Source organism: Sphingobacterium prati (assembly GCF_013167215.1).
Classification (GTDB): domain Bacteria; phylum Bacteroidota; class Bacteroidia; order Sphingobacteriales; family Sphingobacteriaceae; genus Sphingobacterium; species Sphingobacterium prati.
Genome location: NZ_JABJWY010000034.1, coordinates 1,134,660 through 1,152,912, shown reverse-complemented (window position 1 = coordinate 1,152,912; position 18,253 = coordinate 1,134,660). Strand labels below are relative to the sequence as shown.

Below are 18,253 nucleotides of genomic sequence, written 5' to 3'. Positions count from 1 at the left end.
TCAGCGGATGTTATTGAATCCTGTGCAGATAGGAAGGGTCTAGGAATACTTCGTATTGTTTAAATGAAATTAATGAAGAGAGAAAAAAATGAAAAATAGATTCAATATTATTTTAACCTGTTTTGGTTTTATCGTTTTTATAGCCTGCGCTGGCGACGGGAACAAAAAAGAGGCGCCGGAAAACAATGCTGCCGAACACATGAGTACGACATCAACGGTTGAAATGCTGGATTATAAAATAGATGGACCGAAAGGCGTCGGGGCCATCAAATCTTTTGCACATAAACCTTTTGATGCGCAGCTCGCAACTAAAGGGGTCGAGTTGTTTGTTTCGAAATGTGCGATGTGCCATGGCTTCGATCGGACATTGGTAGGTCCATCACTGAATGGCATCGTCACACGGCGTACACCGGAATGGATCATGAATATGATGCTCGACCCTGCGACAATGCTTGAAAAGGATCCAGATGCCAAAGCATTGAGCAAGGAGTTTGCATCGCCAATGACTAGTCTAGGCTTAAAGGAAGAGGAGGCTCGTGCAATTTTGGAGTATCTCCGCGAGCGGAATAGCACAACGAAATAAGATATTGAATTGATCCAATGAAATCCTTTAAGGTGAAAACATTGTTTTGTGTACTTATTGCCTGGGTAATTTGTTTACAAGCAACCAATTTATTGTGGGTGTTTGTCGCTTATGAGTGCAATCAGGACTATATTGAACAAAATCTATGTGTTTACCGGTATGAACCTGCTGCGACCTGTAAAGGTTTCTGTTACCTGAGTGAAAAGACTGTGGAACAGAAGGATGTTAGCGATGTACTTATCAAAGTGAAAAGTGCCGAAATATTGCTATTTGTCCAACTCGTCAATCCGCTCACTTGGGAGCAACCATTTAGTTTGTTTTTAAAGTTGAGCTGTCCGCCGACAAAGGATAACAAGCTATGCAAAGGCACGTTCATGCGGATTTTTAAACCCCCTATCGTATAACCGTTTCCCCTTAAGTTTTTTATTGAAGAAAAGAATAAGACAATGGTAATACGAAAAGAAAAACTAGATTTTTTAAGACTAGGAGATATTGATTCGGCTTCCAACGGGATTGTTATTATGCCCATCGCCGAATATTTACATGCTAAAGGCAACCAGAATACACTGCATGCGCACTCATTCTATATTTTATTGTTGATTCGGGGGGGCAACCTCGTGATGATGGCTGATAAAAGAATGTATACCATGGGCCGGCATGATATCGTAAGCATAAGTTCTAATTGCGTTTGCAGTTTCCAGCATAATGTACCTGTGGAAGGATGCGTGATCCTTTTTACCGAAGCTTTTTTTATGCAGCGATACAATACGGAAGCGGTGCCCTATTTTAACTTTTTAAAGAGCAACCGGATGAATGGCTTTGTACTGACTAGTGATGACATCGAACGATGCATCCACCTAATGGAGCTGATGCGGGTAGAATACGATACAGCTAAACTGGGATCGAGGGAGGTCCTGCGTAATTACCTGAATATTTTGCTTCAGATGCTGGGTCGCCAAATTACAAAGAATTTTGGGTTTGTGCAGATGGACGAAAAAGAGGAAAAAATGGTCGCGTTTGAAACCTTAGTGGACGAAAATTATAAACAGCAACGATTTCCATCCTTCTACGCCGGTCGATTGAATATTTCAGTCAATTACTTAAACCGTATATGCCGTGAAAAGCGGGGCATGAACTGCGGTACACTCATTCGGGATCGGATTGTATTGGAAGCGGAGCGCTTACTATACCATACATTCAAAACGGTAAAGGAGATTGCCTTTGAACTTGGTTTTGAAAATGTGCCTTATTTTATCACATTTTTTAAAGCAAAGAAGGGGCATAGTCCGGAAGAATTTAGAAAAAACCAAAAGGATTAAACAAGTGCGAAAAAGCCTTTTCCATTCCGGGAAAAAGGCTTTTTTGCGCCTATGACTAATAGGTACGAAAATGGAAACAAGCCGACTTTTTTGCTGCCTATCGACTCGCTGTTAGGTCGTTTGTGCAAGGTTTTAAACATTTTTACCCTTCTTTTAATTATTCGTCGCAAAGCTGTCTTGTCATAACCTATAGCTTTGTTCTATAACCAATTGTCGAATTAGCTACGAAATTTAAATAGCAATAAATTTTAAGTCTGATGAATCTCTTCCTAGTGATATGGATCGTAATGCGGTGAATCTCCTTAGGAATTTCATAACTATAACGTGTTGAAAGAATAACCAATATTTTAAAATAACCAAGTATTTGCCGTTTAAAAGCAAGTGCGACAATTTTATCTCAAATAACGATTATGAACAAAAATTTTGCATTTTCTTTTTTTTGCACGGCCAAAGAAAGGAATAGGAAAGTGAAGTGGTTGTTGATGGTTTCCATGTTGATGGCCATTGGACGCCTATCTGCACAAGAGCGGGTAATCCATGGGAAGATCATAAGTGATCATGGAAAACCTATTATCGGCGCATCGATCAAAGTCAAGAATAAAGCAATCAGTACCTCGACAAATGAAAAAGGAGAATTTGAACTTAGGCTAAATCCGGGAGAGGTAATTGTTGTTTCCAATGTAGGATATAATAATACGGAATATGTTATAGGCAATTCTTCTGAGGTCAGTATCCCTCTTGTTGCTACTGAAATTGCCGTGGATGAAGTGGTGGTCGTAGGATATGGTAAACAGAAGAAGGTCGATTTGACATCTTCCATTGCCGTTGTGGATACCAAAGATCTTGTGAAAGTACCTGGAGGTACAATTGCCACGCTTCAAAGTGCTGTGCCGGGAGTTCAGGTGACTAATGGAGCAATCCGTATTCGCGGTGTTGGATCCATTAATGGCACAGATCCTCTTTATGTGGTGGATGGGATGATTGGCGGAGCAATGCCTGACGAAAATAACATAGCCAGCATCCAGGTCTTGAAGGATGCTGCATCAAGTGCAATCTATGGCGCTCGTGGAGCCAATGGCGTTATTTTAGTGACTACCAAACGTGGTAAAGCTACGGATGTAAAGTTTGATTATAATGCATTTGGCGGAATCAAACAGATAACGTATAATGTCCCCTTGCTCAATGGCCAGCAATTGGCCGAACTCATCAATGAAGAAATGTATAACAAGGATCCTAATCGTACGGATTATCTGCCAGCGCTTTCCAAACCCACGGAAATAGGACAGGGGTATAATATGATGGACGAGCTACTACAGACAGGTAATTATCAGCGTCACAATCTCTCTGTTTCAGGCGGCTCCCAAAATGCTAATTTTAGACTTACTGGTCTTTATTCAACGGACAAGTCGATCATTATTCAAGATAAAAGTAAATATTATGGAACGCAGTTTATCTCTGATTTTACAAAAGGAAAACTCAAGATAGGGGAGACCTTATCGCTCGGGTATACTCGGCGGAACTGGAGTGATAAAAACATTATCGATGCGCAGAAATGGTCGTCAACATTACCCTTATTTGACGCCAATAGCAGCACTGGTTTTGCTGGCGCCGGGAATGGAACCGATGTGCAGAGTGCATTGGCGAATGCGTATCTGAACAAGAATGTCAACGACAATTTCTTTGTAAATGGAAATGCTTGGGCCACTTATGAAATTATAAAAGGGCTGGTTTACAAATTTAATATGGGAATAGATATTAGCCGTATTCGAAATGAGGGATATATAGGCAACTACTCGGTCGGCCAATATCAAAATCATAGTCCTGATGAACTCAATATTTCCAGTAGCCAAAATAATCGCTGGCTATTTGAAAATACCTTGACGTATGAAAATACTTTTGGCAAGCATGCGGTATCGACGTTGGCAGGTATCACCTCGGAGGAGTCGCGATACAATGCCGTAAATGCCGGCGCTCGTGGTTTACCAAGCCCAGATGTATTGATCCTCAATTCGGCTTCTTTAGCAAGTTCCCGCTTGGTGGGTTCGGCTGTGGGGCAATCCGCAATGTACTCCATGTTGGGGCGGATAAATTATAACTATGACAGTCGCTACCTACTGACATTTAATATGCGGCGGGATGGATCGGCCAACTTCAGCAATCAATATCGATACGGAAATTTTCCTTCGGTATCTGCCGGATGGCGGATTAGCCAAGAAGCATTTATGAAAGCATTTCCGTCTATTAGCGAACTGAAGCTGCGAGGTAGTTATGGTCTTCTTGGTAATTCGGATATTGCACAATACCAATACCAACGGACTGTCAGCTTCGACCACGTATGGTATTATTTGAATAATGTAATGGTTACCGGTGCATTACCGCAGACCCCCTCCAACCCAAATGTGAAATGGGAAAGCCAATATTCTACTGACATTGGCCTCGACTTGGAATTGTTTGAGCACAAATTCGCTTTGACAGTTGACTACTACAATAAGAAAACCGAGGATATGCTGATCAATGTGCCAATTTCATTTACTGCTGGATATGTGAATAACTTTCCTGTGCTGAATGCTGGAAGTATACGGAATCGGGGTTGGGATATATTGGCAGCATACCGAGACAAATCGGGTAATTTTAGTTATAATTTGGGGATAAACCTATCTTTGGTCAATAACCGCGTATTAAGCCTGGGTAACAATAATGAAATTCTATGGGGTAGTATTGCTCCGGGAGGGGAAAATGTAACAAGAACAGCGGTTGGCCGTTCTGTGGGTGAATTTTGGGGTTATACAACCAACGGATTATATACCGATCAGGCGCAACTGGATGCCGATAAAGTATTTGCACCGAATGCCGCTCTTGGTGATGTCAGGTTTAACGATCGGAACGGAGATAAGATTCTAAACGATCAGGATAAGGATTTTTTGGGAAGTCCAATACCTGACTTTAGCTACGGCTTTAACGCTGATTTAAGTTATGAAAGTGCTATTGGTACTTTTGACCTGTCGATGATGTGGCAGGGAAGTAAAGGCAATGAGATCTACAACAATAGTCGCTATTGGGGAGAGGGTATGTACCATTATTACAATAATTTTGCTTCTACTCTTGATCGATACCGATCAGAGGAACTCATCTTCAAAAACCCTGTATCAGGTGAAACGACGGTGTATCCAAAAAATACAGATACCAATATTCCACGCGCTGTACTGGGAGATCCCAATCAAAATCTAAGAGCATCAAATAGGTTTGTGGAAGATGGGTCTTATCTGAGATTGAAGGTGCTCAACATCGGGTATAGTATCTCAGGCCCCACGCTCCAGCGGTGGAAGATTGACCGCCTGCGATTTTATATTGGTGCAAAGAACCTGTTGACCTTTACCCAATATTCGGGCTATGATCCTGAAGTTGGCTCAGGTGATACGCGTTCCAACTTAAGCCGTGGAATCGACGGACAGACTCCTTGGGGACTGAGTTTTCCCAATTCGAGAGAATATTTTATCGGGATTCAATTTACATTCTAATTAATATAGGGTTACCATGAATAGACAATATATAAAACTAGGTGTCGTAGGTTTATTGTTACAGCTTTCGAGCTGCAAACCGAATCTGGATTTATCGAATCCACAGGAATTGTCGACAGATACCTATTATAAAACAGCCGATGAGTTGGAAAATTCGGTAATACCTGCCTATCAGGCATTGATTGGTCGCACGCAAGGGGGCTATGCCCGTAGTTTATACTACGAACTATTGGCGCCCGGAGATGACTATAACCATACCTTTAAGTGGGAACCGATGTACCAGGATACTTATAACACGCCTGCGAGCGATGGGATGGCGGCGTCGACCTGGAAAGACTTTTGGAATGGCGTTTTTGCTGCAAACCTGGCCATCGAGCGCATAAATAATTTTTCTGGGGAGATAGACCAGAATAGAAAGAATAGACTTTTGGGGGAAGCGTATTTTCTGAGAGGACTGAACTATCTACATCTAGGGATGCTTTTTGGCGAGACAATTCCGCTGATCCAAAAGCCTGTTGAAACAAACGAAGACTATTATCCAAGTAATGCACAGACCGGTGCAGTCTATGCATTGATCGTTGATGATTTTAAGACAGCTGCCGAATTACTGCCTACTCGTGGAGCACTGTATGCCGACAATAAAATGATTGGTAGGGCAACAAAAGGCGCCGCTCAGGCATATCTCGCTAAAACCTATATGTACAAGCCAATTTTAGCAAAAGGACAGGCAGCCGATTTTGCGAACGCCGAAGTCCAATTAAAAAATGTAATCGATAGCAAAGAGTATCAATTGATGTCTTCCTACCGCGATAATTTTTTGGAAGCGAAAGAGAATAATCAGGAATCTGTTTTTGAGGTACAGCTCTACAATGGACCAGGTTGGTTAGGAGATGATATCTCAAGCTCATGGCGCTGGCAAGAAATCGGTATGTTTGATGGCACAGGTGGCGCATGGTGGAATCTGGCTCCCAACAAAATGGCACATGATGAATTTGAGGATGGGGACCCGAGAAAATACATGACGCTATGGTGTGAAAATGGAGCGAAGTTTACCCAACTGGATGGAAAAGTCACTTCTTATAGCGATTGGATGAAAAATCTAGCCACTAACAAAGACCTGTTTGGTACAAGAAAATATTGCCCGGATGTCCAGATAGCGGATTTTGATAATGGCAATAATGATCGTATTCTTCGTTATAGCGATGTCTTACTTCTATATGCAGAGTGTTTAAATGAACGTGGTGATATTACCGCTGCCAAACAATATATCAATCTTGTCCGCAAACGTGCCAATAACATTGTCCCAGATGAGCAGCCTCACCTTTGGTATCAAAAATCTAACGGCACAATTCCTGATGTAGACGGACTGATGGCGCAAGGTCTCGTAAAAAACGGTACCCCATTGAATTCGGTCAAAAATATTATTGTGCATGAACGATTCGTCGAATTTTTGGGCGAATATCAGCGATATTTTGACCTATTACGATGGGGAATGGCCGATGCGTCTTGGTTGGCACCGCTAAAAAAAGCGGGTTGGTCTGCTAAAGCTATGTATTATCCTTTTCCACAGGCTGAACTGGACAATAATAAAAATTTGAAAGGAAATGATATGAACAATTGATTTTAGAAATTAATGTTTTTTTATTCATAGTTAGTTATAGGTGAAGGCGCCCGCTATTGGGCGTCTTTTTTATTGCTGCCGATATGGCGTGTGTTTTCCAGACAGATGTTGTATTTCCTGTAAATAAGACAGTTACTGGCGATACGAGAGTGATTCATAGAATACACAGCATGACCGTGGTGCTCAGCGCAGGCCTAATAAGATCGCTATCGCTTTGCACTTGGTCAACATAAAGTTGCACTACGTCAAAATATTTCCAGCTACTGGGGTGCAAATGCTTCCTTTGCTGGAAAAAATATGAAGAAACAAGTTTTATGTGCTATCTTGTTCAGCAGTTTGGCGACGCTGACAGCACATGCCCAAAATGCGGTATCAGGACAGGTCGTTGTCGACTACGTTCCCTTATCAAACTATATCCGCCCAGAAGATAGTGTTAAGACTGGATCAAAAAGTGACTTTAGAAGGATCCAGTTCAATCTTGAAATACCGTTATCGACCAAAGTGGATTCCTTGGGTAATATCAAACGCTGGTCCTGGAAAGTAGGGGCTTCCTACGCGAAAATGGAAAATCGTGATTATGCGCAATCTCTCTTTCCGACTGAAATGTTAAATGCCGAAATCGGGCTTCAATATTTAACTTCGCTAAAGAAAAATTGGACGCTATTGACCTTTGCATCGGTCGGCGTCTATTCGGATCTTGTCAAAGTCAATGGTAAGGATGTTTTAGGACAGGGGGGAGCACTTTTTATCAAACGGTTTAGACCTAATTTAGCTTTCGGCTTTGGACCTGTACTGAGCAACAGCTTTGGGGTGCCCATGATCCTGCCGGGATTATATTTTGACTGGAAAACAAATGGAAAAGTAAAGTTCAACGTGAATTTCCCACAGGGAATCTCCGCTGCTTATCAAGTAAATAAGTTGATGGATTTAAGGGCGGTGGTTAATCTGGATGGGATGACGGCCGAACGTGAAAAGAACGGTAAGTCTACGCTGGGCGGATTTATGTTGCTGACGGCCGGCCTTCAGCCCCAGTTTAACCTTGGCAAAAACCTCAAACTACAGCTGACAGGAGGAAGCACCCTGGCACGTATGTATGTGGAAAATGACCGTTCATTAAAGAGTTTCTTCAAAGAAAAGAAACAGGCCGATCCCAGGTTTTCGCCGACCTTCTATACCTCAGTGGGAATTAAGTGGAATATGCCTTACTAAATGCTTGATAAACGCTGTCATTCAAGGTGGCTGCGGACCTCAGTTTTGAAATATAGTTATTGACACTATCTAATAAAAAAACGCTTAGACCGGGGAGATCCAAGCGTTTTAACCTAACCAATTATAAACCTAAATTATGAGTTTAATGTCTTGCATTTTTTGTGCCAAGTGAATTGGTGTGACAAATTGGCAGCGATTCATTTCATTCAAAAGTATCTGGTTCTTCGCTCCAATTCCTGCGAATTTCTTGGACCGACCACCTGCGGAATGGTAATACAACCAATTAGCGACTGAGAAGTTTCCTAAAAACAACATTTTGTAGCAATTCCTCTCTTTTTGTACGGGAGATCGGCAATTCTTGATCTGCAATATATACGCGCCCTCCGGCGATAATATCGATATGATTGACATTGACCAGGAACGACTTATGTATGCGAAAGAAATGGTTGTTTGGTAAGGCTTCCTCCAGCGCCAACATGGTCTGGTGAATGGTAAGTATCCGCTCCTTAAAGTGTAGCTTGGTATAATTTTGCATACTCTCGGCATAAAGTATATCAGTCCAGGAAATTTTAACAAAAGCATCGCCCTGTCGGACAAAGAGCATGGTATCATTGGCACTGGGTTCTGAGAGTGTCTTGTTGCGTTGGATAAACTGTTGATAGGCTTTGGTTGCTGCTTGAAAGAAACGTTGGAAGACAATAGGTTTTAATAGATAATCGACCGCCTGTAACCGAAATCCTTCTAAAGCATATTCCGAATAAGCCGTAATGAAAATGCATAAAGGTGGCGTTTCGAGTGACTCCAAAAAATCAATACCATTGAGGTAGGGCATATTGATATCGAGAAAAATAAGGTCTATATCGCCTTGCTGCAATCTCGGTGCAGCTGACAGAGCCGATGGAAAAGTTTCAATAAGCTCCAGGAAGTTGACTTGCTCAGTCATCTCGGCAACATGCTGCCGTAATAGGGGTTCATCGTCCACGATGATACATCTCATCTTTTTTTGTTCCATTGCTCTTAGCAGTTAAGATCGATCTTCAACTCAACGCAAAAATTGCCATCTTGCTTTTCAATTTTTAGGGCGTAGAGCTTTTCATATTGCAAGTCTAGTCTTTTTTTGACATTTTCGAGCCCAATGCCAGAATGTCGCGGTGAAATTTGCTGGGGATAATCCTGATAGCTGTTGCTGATCTGGAATTGTAAATGCCCCCCTACTTCAACACAGTTGAGGCTAATTTTACCTTTTTGATCCGGAAGCCGAGCGACATGTTTAAATGCGTTTTCGACAAAACAGATTAGAAGTAACGGCGTGATATGTAGATCTTCTGTTGATTGTGACCAATTACATTCCACCGTCAGTTCATCACCCCAACGCAATTGTTCAATGCTGATAAAATTTTGTAAATATTGCAGTTCACGGCTCAATAGCACGAATGGTTGATTACATTCGTATAATTGATAACGTAGAATGTCAGAAAATTTTAATAATAAATAATCGGCCATGTCGACGTTTTTTTTCATCAGGATATGGATATGATTCAATACATTGAACATAAAGTGGGGATTGACCTGATCCTGTAAAATTTTGACCTGACTCTCCAGGAAATTTTGTTGCAATTGGCTGTGATCATGTTGAATATTTGCATGTTCTTGATAGAACCGGATGCCACATGCGGTACCATTGATTAGCAAGGAAGATGGGATGGCCTTATAGCTTTGGACGAACAAAAGCATGGAACGATCGCTATTTGAAAGTTGCTGGTTTTGTATAATAAAATAGGCATCCACTGAGCCGATCAGTATAGCTAAAATAAGAACAAAAAAAATGGCTTTGAAGACAAAAGGCTTCATTTTTTGTGTTTTAATAGCTTTCGGTAAAATGCTGTCGCTCAGGAGTTGTGAGATGAGGATAGACGATAGCATTACCCCAGAACTATGGAAAAGCGCATTTTCTGCACCTAGATCCTGCTTCACCTGAATCCAAACCGCAAACCAGAGTACGAGCCAGAAAAACATGAGGAAGAGATTCCGATAGAGATAGTTTTTTTTAAACATAGGACAAAAATAGCTAAATAGATTTGATGTTGAGGGGCCAATGGTGCACAGTGGCAGAGTTTGCTCTTACACTCAGGTGTTTACTGATACCAATAGGTTACGGCTGGAATAAATCGATTTGCACAAATTGCGTAAAGCAATGTGCTGTTTGTTCTACGGTAAATATATATTTGTTTGCATAGTGTAGGTCCAGCCCTTTTGTGATCTGTTCAAATGCTGCTTGCGTATACTTTTCAGTTGTGCCAACAGATGTTTCCTGAAGGCTGTTTCTGAGGGTAAAACGGAGCCTTCCTTTTTCTTCCTGGCAGTCAACTGTAATCTCACTAAGTTGATCAGGATGGAGGGCTACATGTTTGAATGCGTTTTCGACGAAAGGGATGAGAATCAATGGTACAATACGTAGCCCGGAAGTGCTAATCCTGCAGTGGCTATGGATTGTTAACCAATCTCCACATCGGATTTTTTCGATAGTGATAAAATCTTCTAGGTATTGAAGTTCACGGGAAAGGAGCACATCGGACAGGTTGCTTTCATAGAGTTGATAACGTAGCATATCTGAAAATTTTAATAAAAGATACTCGGCTTGTTTGATGTTCTTTTTCATCAGCTTTTGAATGTGGTTTAAGGCATTGAACATCAAGTGTGGATTGATCTGATCTCGTAGTGATTTGATCTGATTTTCCAATACCAACTGCTGTAACAGGTTGTGCTCCTGTTGTATGTCCGCATGCTCCTGATAAAATCGGATACCGCAGGCTGTTCCATTCATCAATAACGATGAAATAATCGCTTTATAAAATTGGACCAATAGCAGGGTGGTTTTTTCTTTTGTCGACAGGTACTGATCTGAATAGATAAAAAAGAAATCAAGTGTCCCCATCCACAATGCCAATAGGAGGGTAAAGCAAATCGCTTGAAGAATAAAAGATTTCATTTGTTTCGTCTTAAGCGCTTTTGGCAGGACACTATCACTCAAGATCTTTGCAATGGCAATTGCTACGACCATCACGCTTGAGGTATATAGCAAAGCAACTGATGTGCCCAGGTCCTGCTTGATTTGGATCCATACGACAAACCAGAGCGCAGCCCAGAAAATAAGGAGAAAAAGATGCCTGTATAGGTATTTGGTGCTCAGCATAGGTAAAAACAAAAGAACTTTGAAGGCGAGTATGAAATTGCCTTCAAAGTTTAGCGTTAAAGGGTATGTTAGAATATGAAATAACCTACGCCAATGGAAAATGCTTGTGGCTTGGACTTGAAAGATTTGCTGAGATCAGAAAACCCCCGTTCGTAACGGACATCGATACTGAATTTTTGGATATCAACACCAAGTCCACCCGTAAACTGAATATTTGACTTATCGAAATGTTTGACACTCTCTTTGATCCCCTTTAGTGGTGATAAGTTGTCATTCAGCGTATAATTGTACACCGCCCCTGCAAATACGCGCAAATTCATGTCTTGCTGCTGAACGACTTTGTAGCCGACCATTACCGGAATATCGATGGCATTCCATTTGAGTTTTGATTCAGTCTGCCCCTGTGGTTTGAGCGCAGCTTTACGTTTGCTGAAAAGTGCCTCACCCTGAACGTATGCTCTTCCGAGATTGAAACGTGCCATACCACCGATATGGAGGCCCAATGCATATTTGTCGTCTAAATCTGCCAGCTCCGTATTGAGCTTGTTAAGGCTGCTCCCACCTTTGATACCGATTTGAATGCGGGGCTGCTCCTGTGCAAACACCATTTTGCTTAACATCATCGCGAAGAGTACAACGCATGATAAAATTGCTTTTCTGTTCATTTTTATTGTTTTGATATATGCAAAAAAACGAAGGAGCTGTAGCTTGCAGAAAAGTCTTTGACGAACGGCATGTCTATAGTGACGAAGGTAAAAGTGGTGATGATTACGTCGATATTTTTTTAATTTAAGTCGATATAGCATAATTTTTATTCCACTTTACTTTGTAGTATTGACCATTTACTACAAAAACAGATAATGATACCGACAACAATCAAGAAATTGCCCTTAGTGCAACTTCCAAAGGTCATCTATGGGACGAGTAGTTTAGGTAACCTATACAATGAAATACCATTTTCAGACAAATTGGAAATTATACGCGCCTGTATTCAGCAAGCTAATGGATTGGCCGTTTTCGATACGGCAGGTAAATATGGCGCTGGCCTGTCGTTGGAATCGCTAGGTGCAGGACTGAAACAACTGGAAATTGATCCTTCTACCGTATTGATCAGCAATAAACTGGGCTGGTACCAGATTCCGCTGACGACAGATGAACCCACCTTTGAGCCCGGGGTATGGAAAGGACTGAATTATGATGCAGAACAGCGGATTAGCTATGAAGGGATCTTGCAATGCTTTTATCAGGGAAATGAATTGTTAGGGGATTACCCTGCACAATTGGTCTCCGTACATGATCCCGATGAATATCTAGCCAAAGCACTGAACCAGGCCGATGAAAACCAACGTTATCAGGATATCCTGGAAGCCTATCGTGCACTGATCGAATTGAAAAATCAAGGTAGGGTGCTGGCAGTAGGGGTTGGGTCCAAAAGCTGGAAGACCATTCAACGTCTCGTTCAGGACGTTGATATGGATTGGGTGATGATTGCCAATAGCTTGACGATACACGATCATCCGGCTGAATTATTGACTTTTATAGCTGAGCTGGCAGCAGCAAATATTACTGTCATCAATTCGGCAGTATTCAATGGCGGATTTTTGGTCGGCAGTGATTATTACAATTATCAGCTGGTTGATCGAAACAGCGAGCAAGGCAAAGCATTATATGAATGGCGGGATCAATTCTGGAAAATCTGTCAGCAGTATGCTGTTACCCCCGCTGAAGCCTGCTTTGCTTATGGGTTTGGGATTGATGGCATCAAAGCTGTCGCCTTGAATACGAGCAAAGCTGAAAAAGTGCAAACTAATGTAGACATGGCTACCCGAAAGATCTCGTCAGCATTTTGGAATGAACTGGCTGCTGCGGGTTTGACTTAATCTAAAGTAGGTGGCTCCATTGGTTATTTTATCATGCTGCGTTTGTAACCAGTGGGTGTTTCGCCGGTTACTTTTTTAAATAGTCTATTGAAGTAAGATATATTTTCAAAGCCTAACCTAAAGCTCAGCTCTTGGATGCTACTATCATCAGCTAGCATCATTAACTGGGCTTTTTCTATTTTCTTCCGGTTTATATAGCTCACTGGAGTTTCATTCAGGTGTTTTTTAAATAAACGGATAAGGTGATCTTTGGAAAGAAAGGTCAAATCGGCGAGCTGATCGATAGTAATGGGTTGCTGGATATGTTCGTCGATATAGTCAAGTACCCGGACGAGACGTTTTTCGACCTGCGGCATTTTAGCGGTTGCTACGGCTAAAAAACGGCTCATTAGCAATTGGATAATTGCTTGGCTTTCGGCCTCTAGGGCATATGGAGATGCTCCTTGTAGGGCGATACTTTTGATTATTGCTGCGGAGTTTTCGTAACTTTTAGGGTCGTAAATTGACAGGGCACTGCCGGGATTGATCTGATGAAGTCGAATGATGAGCTCATGCAATAGCTGATTGACCTCGATGGTCTTTGGAAAAGTGTAATGGTCAAAAATACTCGATCTGAGGGAAGGGTTTTCATAAATATGGATATAATACAACGAAAATTTACCGAGGCATTCGTAACCATGATGCACATGCGCTGGTGTCAGGTAAAGATGCCCCGGTTGCAGTTTAATCACTTCGTTCTGTAAAATAATATGCGCCTCACCCGCGCAAACATAATGTAGCCGGGCAAAAGGACTTTTGATATTCTTAAAATTCCAGTCCGCATCGTGTTCAGCATAACCTATATTTAATAAAGTAAAATCAAGTCTGTTTTTTTGCCGGTTTATCATGGTGGTCAACGAAAATTAATTCTTGGCAATAATAATCATTATCGTTGAAAACATTGGGGTAATTGGATACACTCAAATCAATAATGTATCCTAATCCTAAAAGCAATATGCAAACGTAAGATTAATGATATGATAAAAATACATTTTAGGTGACTGGTGTCATATCATTAAATGCCGGCTACTGTGCTAGTTTTTTGATTCTTTAAATGTTCAGTTAGTACTTTGGATAAAAATTCCCGTACATGGTGTCGAGGAATTGCTAGGCAGGCTGTATGGCTAAATCGCGCAATATTTATCCCGATAAAATTGCCTTGATCGTCAACGATCGGGCTGCCACACTCGTTGGCATGAATACGTGAGTCATGTAAAAATACACTTGGAAAATCGTCTCTACGAATGGATTTGCCTCCGCGGATATTGTCCGCAGGATGTGGGTTTTCCCGAATTCGCCATTTAGACAAAATTACCTTTGTTTGGAGATCGGCTATCCCACGTCGATATTGAACCAATAGTGTATCACCGGCAGAAAATTTTTGCATGGCAGCATTGATTTTTAGGGCACTGGATACATCATTGCCATTTAGCGCTGTAATCTGATCTCCGGATTGCAGGCCTGCGCGTCGAGCGGCTCCTAGACTGTCTATCTTTGTTAAAGTCGGAAGACCATTCATTTCCTGCATCTGTGCATCGAAAGTCCCAGGAGCAGGAATGCGCGGAAAAGCTTGAGAAGACATGCCGAGTACACCAGCTTTACTTTGATTGGCCGTAAGCAAAGACCATAGATTTAGCCCGACCAAGGAGTCTGTTATCGCTTGGTCTGTTACCGTGTAAATAGCGAATCCTGGAAATAATTTGCTGGGTGAAGATAAGGCTATCAAATCGGTTTTTTCATCTCTTAGCAAGACCGTTAGGGGGTAAGTACTTTTCCCGATCTTCAACGTTGGGTTTTCGGCTACTTGACTGCTTTTTGATAAGATGACCTGTCTATTGTTTGATAGTTTAAATGCTGTGCCAAGAATGTGCAGGGTATCGCCATGGCTTATACTGCTTATCGGAAGTGACTGGATCGAGACTTTCGGTTGTTTAGCCGGTTTTTTTAGGGCTATTTTTAAAAGCTGCGCTTTGGCGGGATCACCCACAATAGCATCTGTTGAGATGGGATAGATACTGATCGCCACGGCATGAGTCAAGCTGTTCCAATATTTGCGATAACTGTCTACAGGAACTTCGAAATTGATACCCTCTGGGCCGTCTATGCGACTATGAAGACCAATCACTCTTCCCATTGCATCAAAGAGGGGACCGCCCGAATCGCCTGGTTCCATGATGCAACTACTCCACATAAAACCGTAATTATCCATTTTCTTTAAGATACGACCGGCGCGGAAAAAGGGAATATTGAAAGGAACTGTTTCTGGATAAGATAGTCCAAAGCAAAGCTGTTTGTCACTTATGGAAGAGGACCAGCCCATTTCGGCAAAGGGCCAAGGACCCTGACCTAACATTTTCATCATGGCAATGTCGGGCAGGTTGCTCTGTTGGTCGACCACCAATCGCCCAAGCGCTTTGGCGATACCTTGTTTTCCGTCGGGAAATATAACCCGATAAAAGTTGCCAGGTGTTGTGGCATGTGCCACGGTAAGAATATAGCCGTCTTTACGCACTATGACACCGCTGAACGGAGCACTGTTTTGCTGTTTCGTCACACTGTCAATTCCAAACATCTTAATGGAGGCAGACCGTGTTTTATCGATAATGGTTTTGGGAATGTAAAAGCTAGCCTTGCTTTGGCCTTGAGCCATACTGTGGCTAAAACACGTAACTAGAGATAAAGCGATTGAGGCGACAATAAGGTGGAATACTCGGTTGGAGATGTTTTTTCTGTAGAAGGGTGTCATGTATTATGTTTTTACGGTTGATTTATATAGGGTTAGGTACCGGCTTTGTTGCTACTGTTCAAAGGTAGTCGATTTGAATACAGAAAAGCAAGTTGTAAATGTACTTCTGAATATATTATTGCTGCCCCTGCTATGCAAGGGGCATTTACTGAAAAATTTATGGTGAAGATGGTCTATCAAGGTGAAAATAATCGGAAGAATTATGCCTGTCACAGGAATAGGAAGTATCGATTCTTTTTAGTTATCTTTATGAACTGTAACTATCAACCTAGCTAAAGTAGTCTATCCATGAATTATACGAGCGAAAAAGAATTGCTTGAAAACTTCCTAAAAGGGGAGGAGCAGGCTTGCACGTATGTATACAACCGTTATTTTAGTCGCATCTGTTTGTACGCATCCAGCTTTGTGGATGAAACCAAGGAAGCAGAGGATATCGCTGAGGAGGGATTTATTCGGCTATGGCAGGGAAAACGTAATTTTGAGAGTTTGGCGCACCTAAAAGCCGCACTTTATCAAACGACACGTCGTGTGGGACTCAACCATCAGACAGCCCGCCAGCGCAGGTTGAATCGAGTAGATATGTATGCGGCTCAGCAAGATCAAGATCAAAACTCTCATCTTCAAGAAATTATTTATGCCGAAGCGATGGCTGAATTATATGAAGCGATTCAAAAGCTTCCGCCCAAAGCACGTGAAATCATTCAGCTGACCTACTTGCAAGGAAATAGCAATCAGGAAGTCGCGGATCTTTTACACATCAGTATCCAGACGGTAAAAAATCAGAAAATGCGCGCTTTGAGCCTTCTTCGGCAGCATTTGAATAGGGATTCTTTCAACTACCTCCTATCATTGGTTGTTTTATTTGGTAAATTTTAATTTTTTTTGATTGTCTTTGGTACTTTTCTGAAGCGGTGTTGTATCTATAATCGAAATAGCTCAATATGGACGCTCTAGAAGAAGAAAAATTTATCCGCATCAGTACACTGGTCTTAAAGGAAATGCAAGGAACGCTAACAGGTGAAGACCGGATTTTCTTGGACAGTTGGTTAAATGAATCGGAAGTCAATAGACAGCTCTATCAACGTTGTATGGATGGACAAAAGCAGCGCGAGGCTTATACAAGGCTTCAGTATTTTGAAACGCGACGTAGCTTTGACGCATTAAAATCCAAAATCTCATTCCATACCCCAAAGAAAAGGTCAACTGCACTGAAAGGACTATGGCCCTATGTTGCCGCTGCAAGTATTATTTTCGCTTTAAGTGGGATCTGGTATTGGAATAAGGATGGAAATCAGCGAATGAATCTTCCGGTAGCAGCAGTCAACGATCGCCTGCCCGCTTCAAATCAAGCAGTCATAACACTCTCGGATGGTCGTCAATATCAATTGAATAAGGCTGAAAATCAGGTTGTGATCGATGGCAGTGGTATACGCTACAACGATGGCGATGAAGTGGCGGAAATCAATGCCGCAGTTTCTGCGAAAATAGAGACCCCACGCGGCGGAACTTACGATGTAACATTGCCAGATGGTACGATGGTTAAGCTAAATGCGGGAACAGTACTAAGCTACCCGACTGTTTTTGCGAAAGATAAACGTGAAGTAACACTGATAGGAGAAGCCTATTTTGAGGTTGCCAAGCGTAAAGAGCAGCCCTTTGTTGTGCATGCCAAAAATCAGCAGATATTGGTTTTGGGGACACATTTCAACGTAAATGCCTATCGCACATCAGCTGAAACCAAGACAACATTGCTTGAGGGAAAGGTGGCAGTGAAAGAATTACGGCATGGGCGTCAAGTAACTTTATTGCCTAACGAGCAGGCTGTCAATACTGGGACTAATTTGTCCAAGCGTACTGTCAATGTACAGCAGGAAATGGCTTGGGTATATGGTAAATTCGATTTTGACGGAAAATCGCTGAGCGAGGTTATGGATGAACTGTCGCAATGGTATGCTATAGATGTGGTATATAAAGGAGACATTCCTGACGTCGAATTTTTCGGCGGGACATTTAGGACAAGTAAATTGTCCACGATATTGAAAATATTAAAAGATCAGGACTTATCCTATCAGCTGACGGCAGATGGCAAACTTATTATTGAGAAAAATGAACCTAAAAAGCAGAAAGGAGGACAATAACGAAGAA

At 41.8% G+C, this 18,253-nt stretch carries 15 protein-coding genes; 9 read left to right on the top strand and 6 right to left on the bottom strand.

Annotated elements, in window-relative coordinates; all coding sequences use genetic code 11:
* Positions 1 to 88: 88 nt before the first annotated feature.
* From HPC41_RS15100 to HPC41_RS15075, 6 genes are all read left to right on the top strand, one after another.
* Positions 89 to 583, top strand: coding sequence for a c-type cytochrome (locus HPC41_RS15100; protein WP_172394785.1), 495 nt, complete (start codon positions 89 to 91; stop codon positions 581 to 583).
* A gap of 17 nt (positions 584 to 600) precedes the next feature.
* Positions 601 to 987, top strand: a complete 387-nt coding sequence (locus HPC41_RS15095; protein WP_172394784.1) for a hypothetical protein — start codon at positions 601 to 603, stop codon at positions 985 to 987.
* Between the two features lie 42 nt (positions 988 to 1,029).
* Entirely contained in the window at positions 1,030 to 1,902 is an 873-nt protein-coding gene (locus HPC41_RS15090) for an AraC family transcriptional regulator (RefSeq protein ID WP_172394783.1), read from the top strand.
* Positions 1,903 to 2,312: 410 nt separating this feature from the next.
* A complete protein-coding gene (locus tag HPC41_RS15085; RefSeq protein WP_216660765.1) occupies positions 2,313 to 5,420 on the top strand; it encodes a SusC/RagA family TonB-linked outer membrane protein in 3,108 nt (1,035 codons plus the stop codon).
* A 16-nt stretch (positions 5,421 to 5,436) separates the two neighbouring features.
* Positions 5,437 to 7,041: a RagB/SusD family nutrient uptake outer membrane protein gene (locus tag HPC41_RS15080; protein ID WP_172394782.1), complete on the top strand. Its 1,605-nt coding sequence runs from the start codon at positions 5,437 to 5,439 to the stop codon at positions 7,039 to 7,041.
* A gap of 297 nt (positions 7,042 to 7,338) precedes the next feature.
* On the top strand, positions 7,339 to 8,250 hold the full coding sequence (locus HPC41_RS15075; protein WP_172394781.1) for a DUF6268 family outer membrane beta-barrel protein: 912 nt from the start codon (positions 7,339 to 7,341) through the stop codon (positions 8,248 to 8,250).
* A 283-nt stretch (positions 8,251 to 8,533) separates the two neighbouring features.
* Here the strand turns inward: HPC41_RS15075 and HPC41_RS15070 are convergent, their stop codons facing one another.
* From HPC41_RS15070 to HPC41_RS15055, 4 genes are all read right to left on the bottom strand, one after another.
* Positions 8,534 to 9,262: a LytR/AlgR family response regulator transcription factor gene (locus HPC41_RS15070; RefSeq protein ID WP_216660764.1), complete on the bottom strand. Its 729-nt coding sequence runs from the start codon at positions 9,260 to 9,262 to the stop codon at positions 8,534 to 8,536.
* Between the two features lie 5 nt (positions 9,263 to 9,267).
* Positions 9,268 to 10,305 carry a sensor histidine kinase gene (locus HPC41_RS15065; RefSeq protein WP_172394779.1) on the bottom strand — a complete coding sequence of 346 codons (1,038 nt, stop codon included), beginning with the start codon at positions 10,303 to 10,305 and terminating at the stop codon, positions 9,268 to 9,270.
* A gap of 97 nt (positions 10,306 to 10,402) precedes the next feature.
* Positions 10,403 to 11,443, bottom strand: coding sequence for a sensor histidine kinase (locus HPC41_RS15060; RefSeq protein WP_172394778.1), 1,041 nt, complete (start codon positions 11,441 to 11,443; stop codon positions 10,403 to 10,405).
* 68 nt (positions 11,444 to 11,511) lie between these two features.
* The gene (locus HPC41_RS15055) at positions 11,512 to 12,108 is read right to left on the bottom strand and encodes a porin family protein (protein ID WP_172394777.1); all 597 of its coding nucleotides are present in this window, start codon (positions 12,106 to 12,108) and stop codon (positions 11,512 to 11,514) included.
* 195 nt (positions 12,109 to 12,303) lie between these two features.
* Here HPC41_RS15055 and HPC41_RS15050 point away from each other — a divergent pair, with 195 nt between their 5' ends.
* Positions 12,304 to 13,323 carry an aldo/keto reductase gene (locus HPC41_RS15050; RefSeq protein ID WP_172394776.1) on the top strand — a complete coding sequence of 340 codons (1,020 nt, stop codon included), beginning with the start codon at positions 12,304 to 12,306 and terminating at the stop codon, positions 13,321 to 13,323.
* Between the two features lie 23 nt (positions 13,324 to 13,346).
* Here HPC41_RS15050 and HPC41_RS15045 read toward each other — a convergent pair whose 3' ends face one another.
* Both HPC41_RS15045 and HPC41_RS15040 read right to left on the bottom strand, forming a co-directional pair.
* A complete protein-coding gene (locus HPC41_RS15045; protein WP_172394775.1) occupies positions 13,347 to 14,210 on the bottom strand; it encodes an AraC family transcriptional regulator in 864 nt (287 codons plus the stop codon).
* A 167-nt stretch (positions 14,211 to 14,377) separates the two neighbouring features.
* A complete protein-coding gene (locus HPC41_RS15040; protein WP_172394774.1) occupies positions 14,378 to 16,012 on the bottom strand; it encodes a trypsin-like peptidase domain-containing protein in 1,635 nt (544 codons plus the stop codon).
* Positions 16,013 to 16,396: 384 nt separating this feature from the next.
* Here HPC41_RS15040 and HPC41_RS15035 point away from each other — a divergent pair, with 384 nt between their 5' ends.
* Both HPC41_RS15035 and HPC41_RS15030 read left to right on the top strand, forming a co-directional pair.
* A complete protein-coding gene (locus tag HPC41_RS15035) occupies positions 16,397 to 16,984 on the top strand; it encodes an RNA polymerase sigma factor (protein WP_172394773.1) in 588 nt (195 codons plus the stop codon).
* 65 nt (positions 16,985 to 17,049) lie between these two features.
* Positions 17,050 to 18,246, top strand: a complete 1,197-nt coding sequence (locus HPC41_RS15030) for a FecR family protein (RefSeq protein WP_172394772.1) — start codon at positions 17,050 to 17,052, stop codon at positions 18,244 to 18,246.
* Positions 18,247 to 18,253 lie beyond the last annotated feature (7 nt).

Coding starts and splice junctions, on each gene's coding strand:
- HPC41_RS15035 (WP_172394773.1), top strand. CDS start 16,397: ATGAATTATACGAGCGAAAAAGAATTGCTTGAAAACTTCCTAAAAGGG.
- HPC41_RS15045 (WP_172394775.1), bottom strand. CDS start 14,210: ATGATAAACCGGCAAAAAAACAGACTTGATTTTACTTTATTAAATATA.
- HPC41_RS15070 (WP_216660764.1), bottom strand. CDS start 9,262: ATGGAACAAAAAAAGATGAGATGTATCATCGTGGACGATGAACCCCTA.
- HPC41_RS15080 (WP_172394782.1), top strand. CDS start 5,437: ATGAATAGACAATATATAAAACTAGGTGTCGTAGGTTTATTGTTACAG.
- HPC41_RS15100 (WP_172394785.1), top strand. CDS start 89: ATGAAAAATAGATTCAATATTATTTTAACCTGTTTTGGTTTTATCGTT.
- HPC41_RS15055 (WP_172394777.1), bottom strand. CDS start 12,108: ATGAACAGAAAAGCAATTTTATCATGCGTTGTACTCTTCGCGATGATG.
- HPC41_RS15085 (WP_216660765.1), top strand. CDS start 2,313: ATGAACAAAAATTTTGCATTTTCTTTTTTTTGCACGGCCAAAGAAAGG.
- HPC41_RS15050 (WP_172394776.1), top strand. CDS start 12,304: ATGATACCGACAACAATCAAGAAATTGCCCTTAGTGCAACTTCCAAAG.
- HPC41_RS15030 (WP_172394772.1), top strand. CDS start 17,050: ATGGACGCTCTAGAAGAAGAAAAATTTATCCGCATCAGTACACTGGTC.
- HPC41_RS15095 (WP_172394784.1), top strand. CDS start 601: ATGAAATCCTTTAAGGTGAAAACATTGTTTTGTGTACTTATTGCCTGG.
- HPC41_RS15060 (WP_172394778.1), bottom strand. CDS start 11,443: ATGCTGAGCACCAAATACCTATACAGGCATCTTTTTCTCCTTATTTTC.
- HPC41_RS15040 (WP_172394774.1), bottom strand. CDS start 16,012: ATGGCTCAAGGCCAAAGCAAGGCTAGCTTTTACATTCCCAAAACCATT.
- HPC41_RS15090 (WP_172394783.1), top strand. CDS start 1,030: ATGGTAATACGAAAAGAAAAACTAGATTTTTTAAGACTAGGAGATATT.
- HPC41_RS15075 (WP_172394781.1), top strand. CDS start 7,339: ATGAAGAAACAAGTTTTATGTGCTATCTTGTTCAGCAGTTTGGCGACG.
- HPC41_RS15065 (WP_172394779.1), bottom strand. CDS start 10,305: ATGTTTAAAAAAAACTATCTCTATCGGAATCTCTTCCTCATGTTTTTC.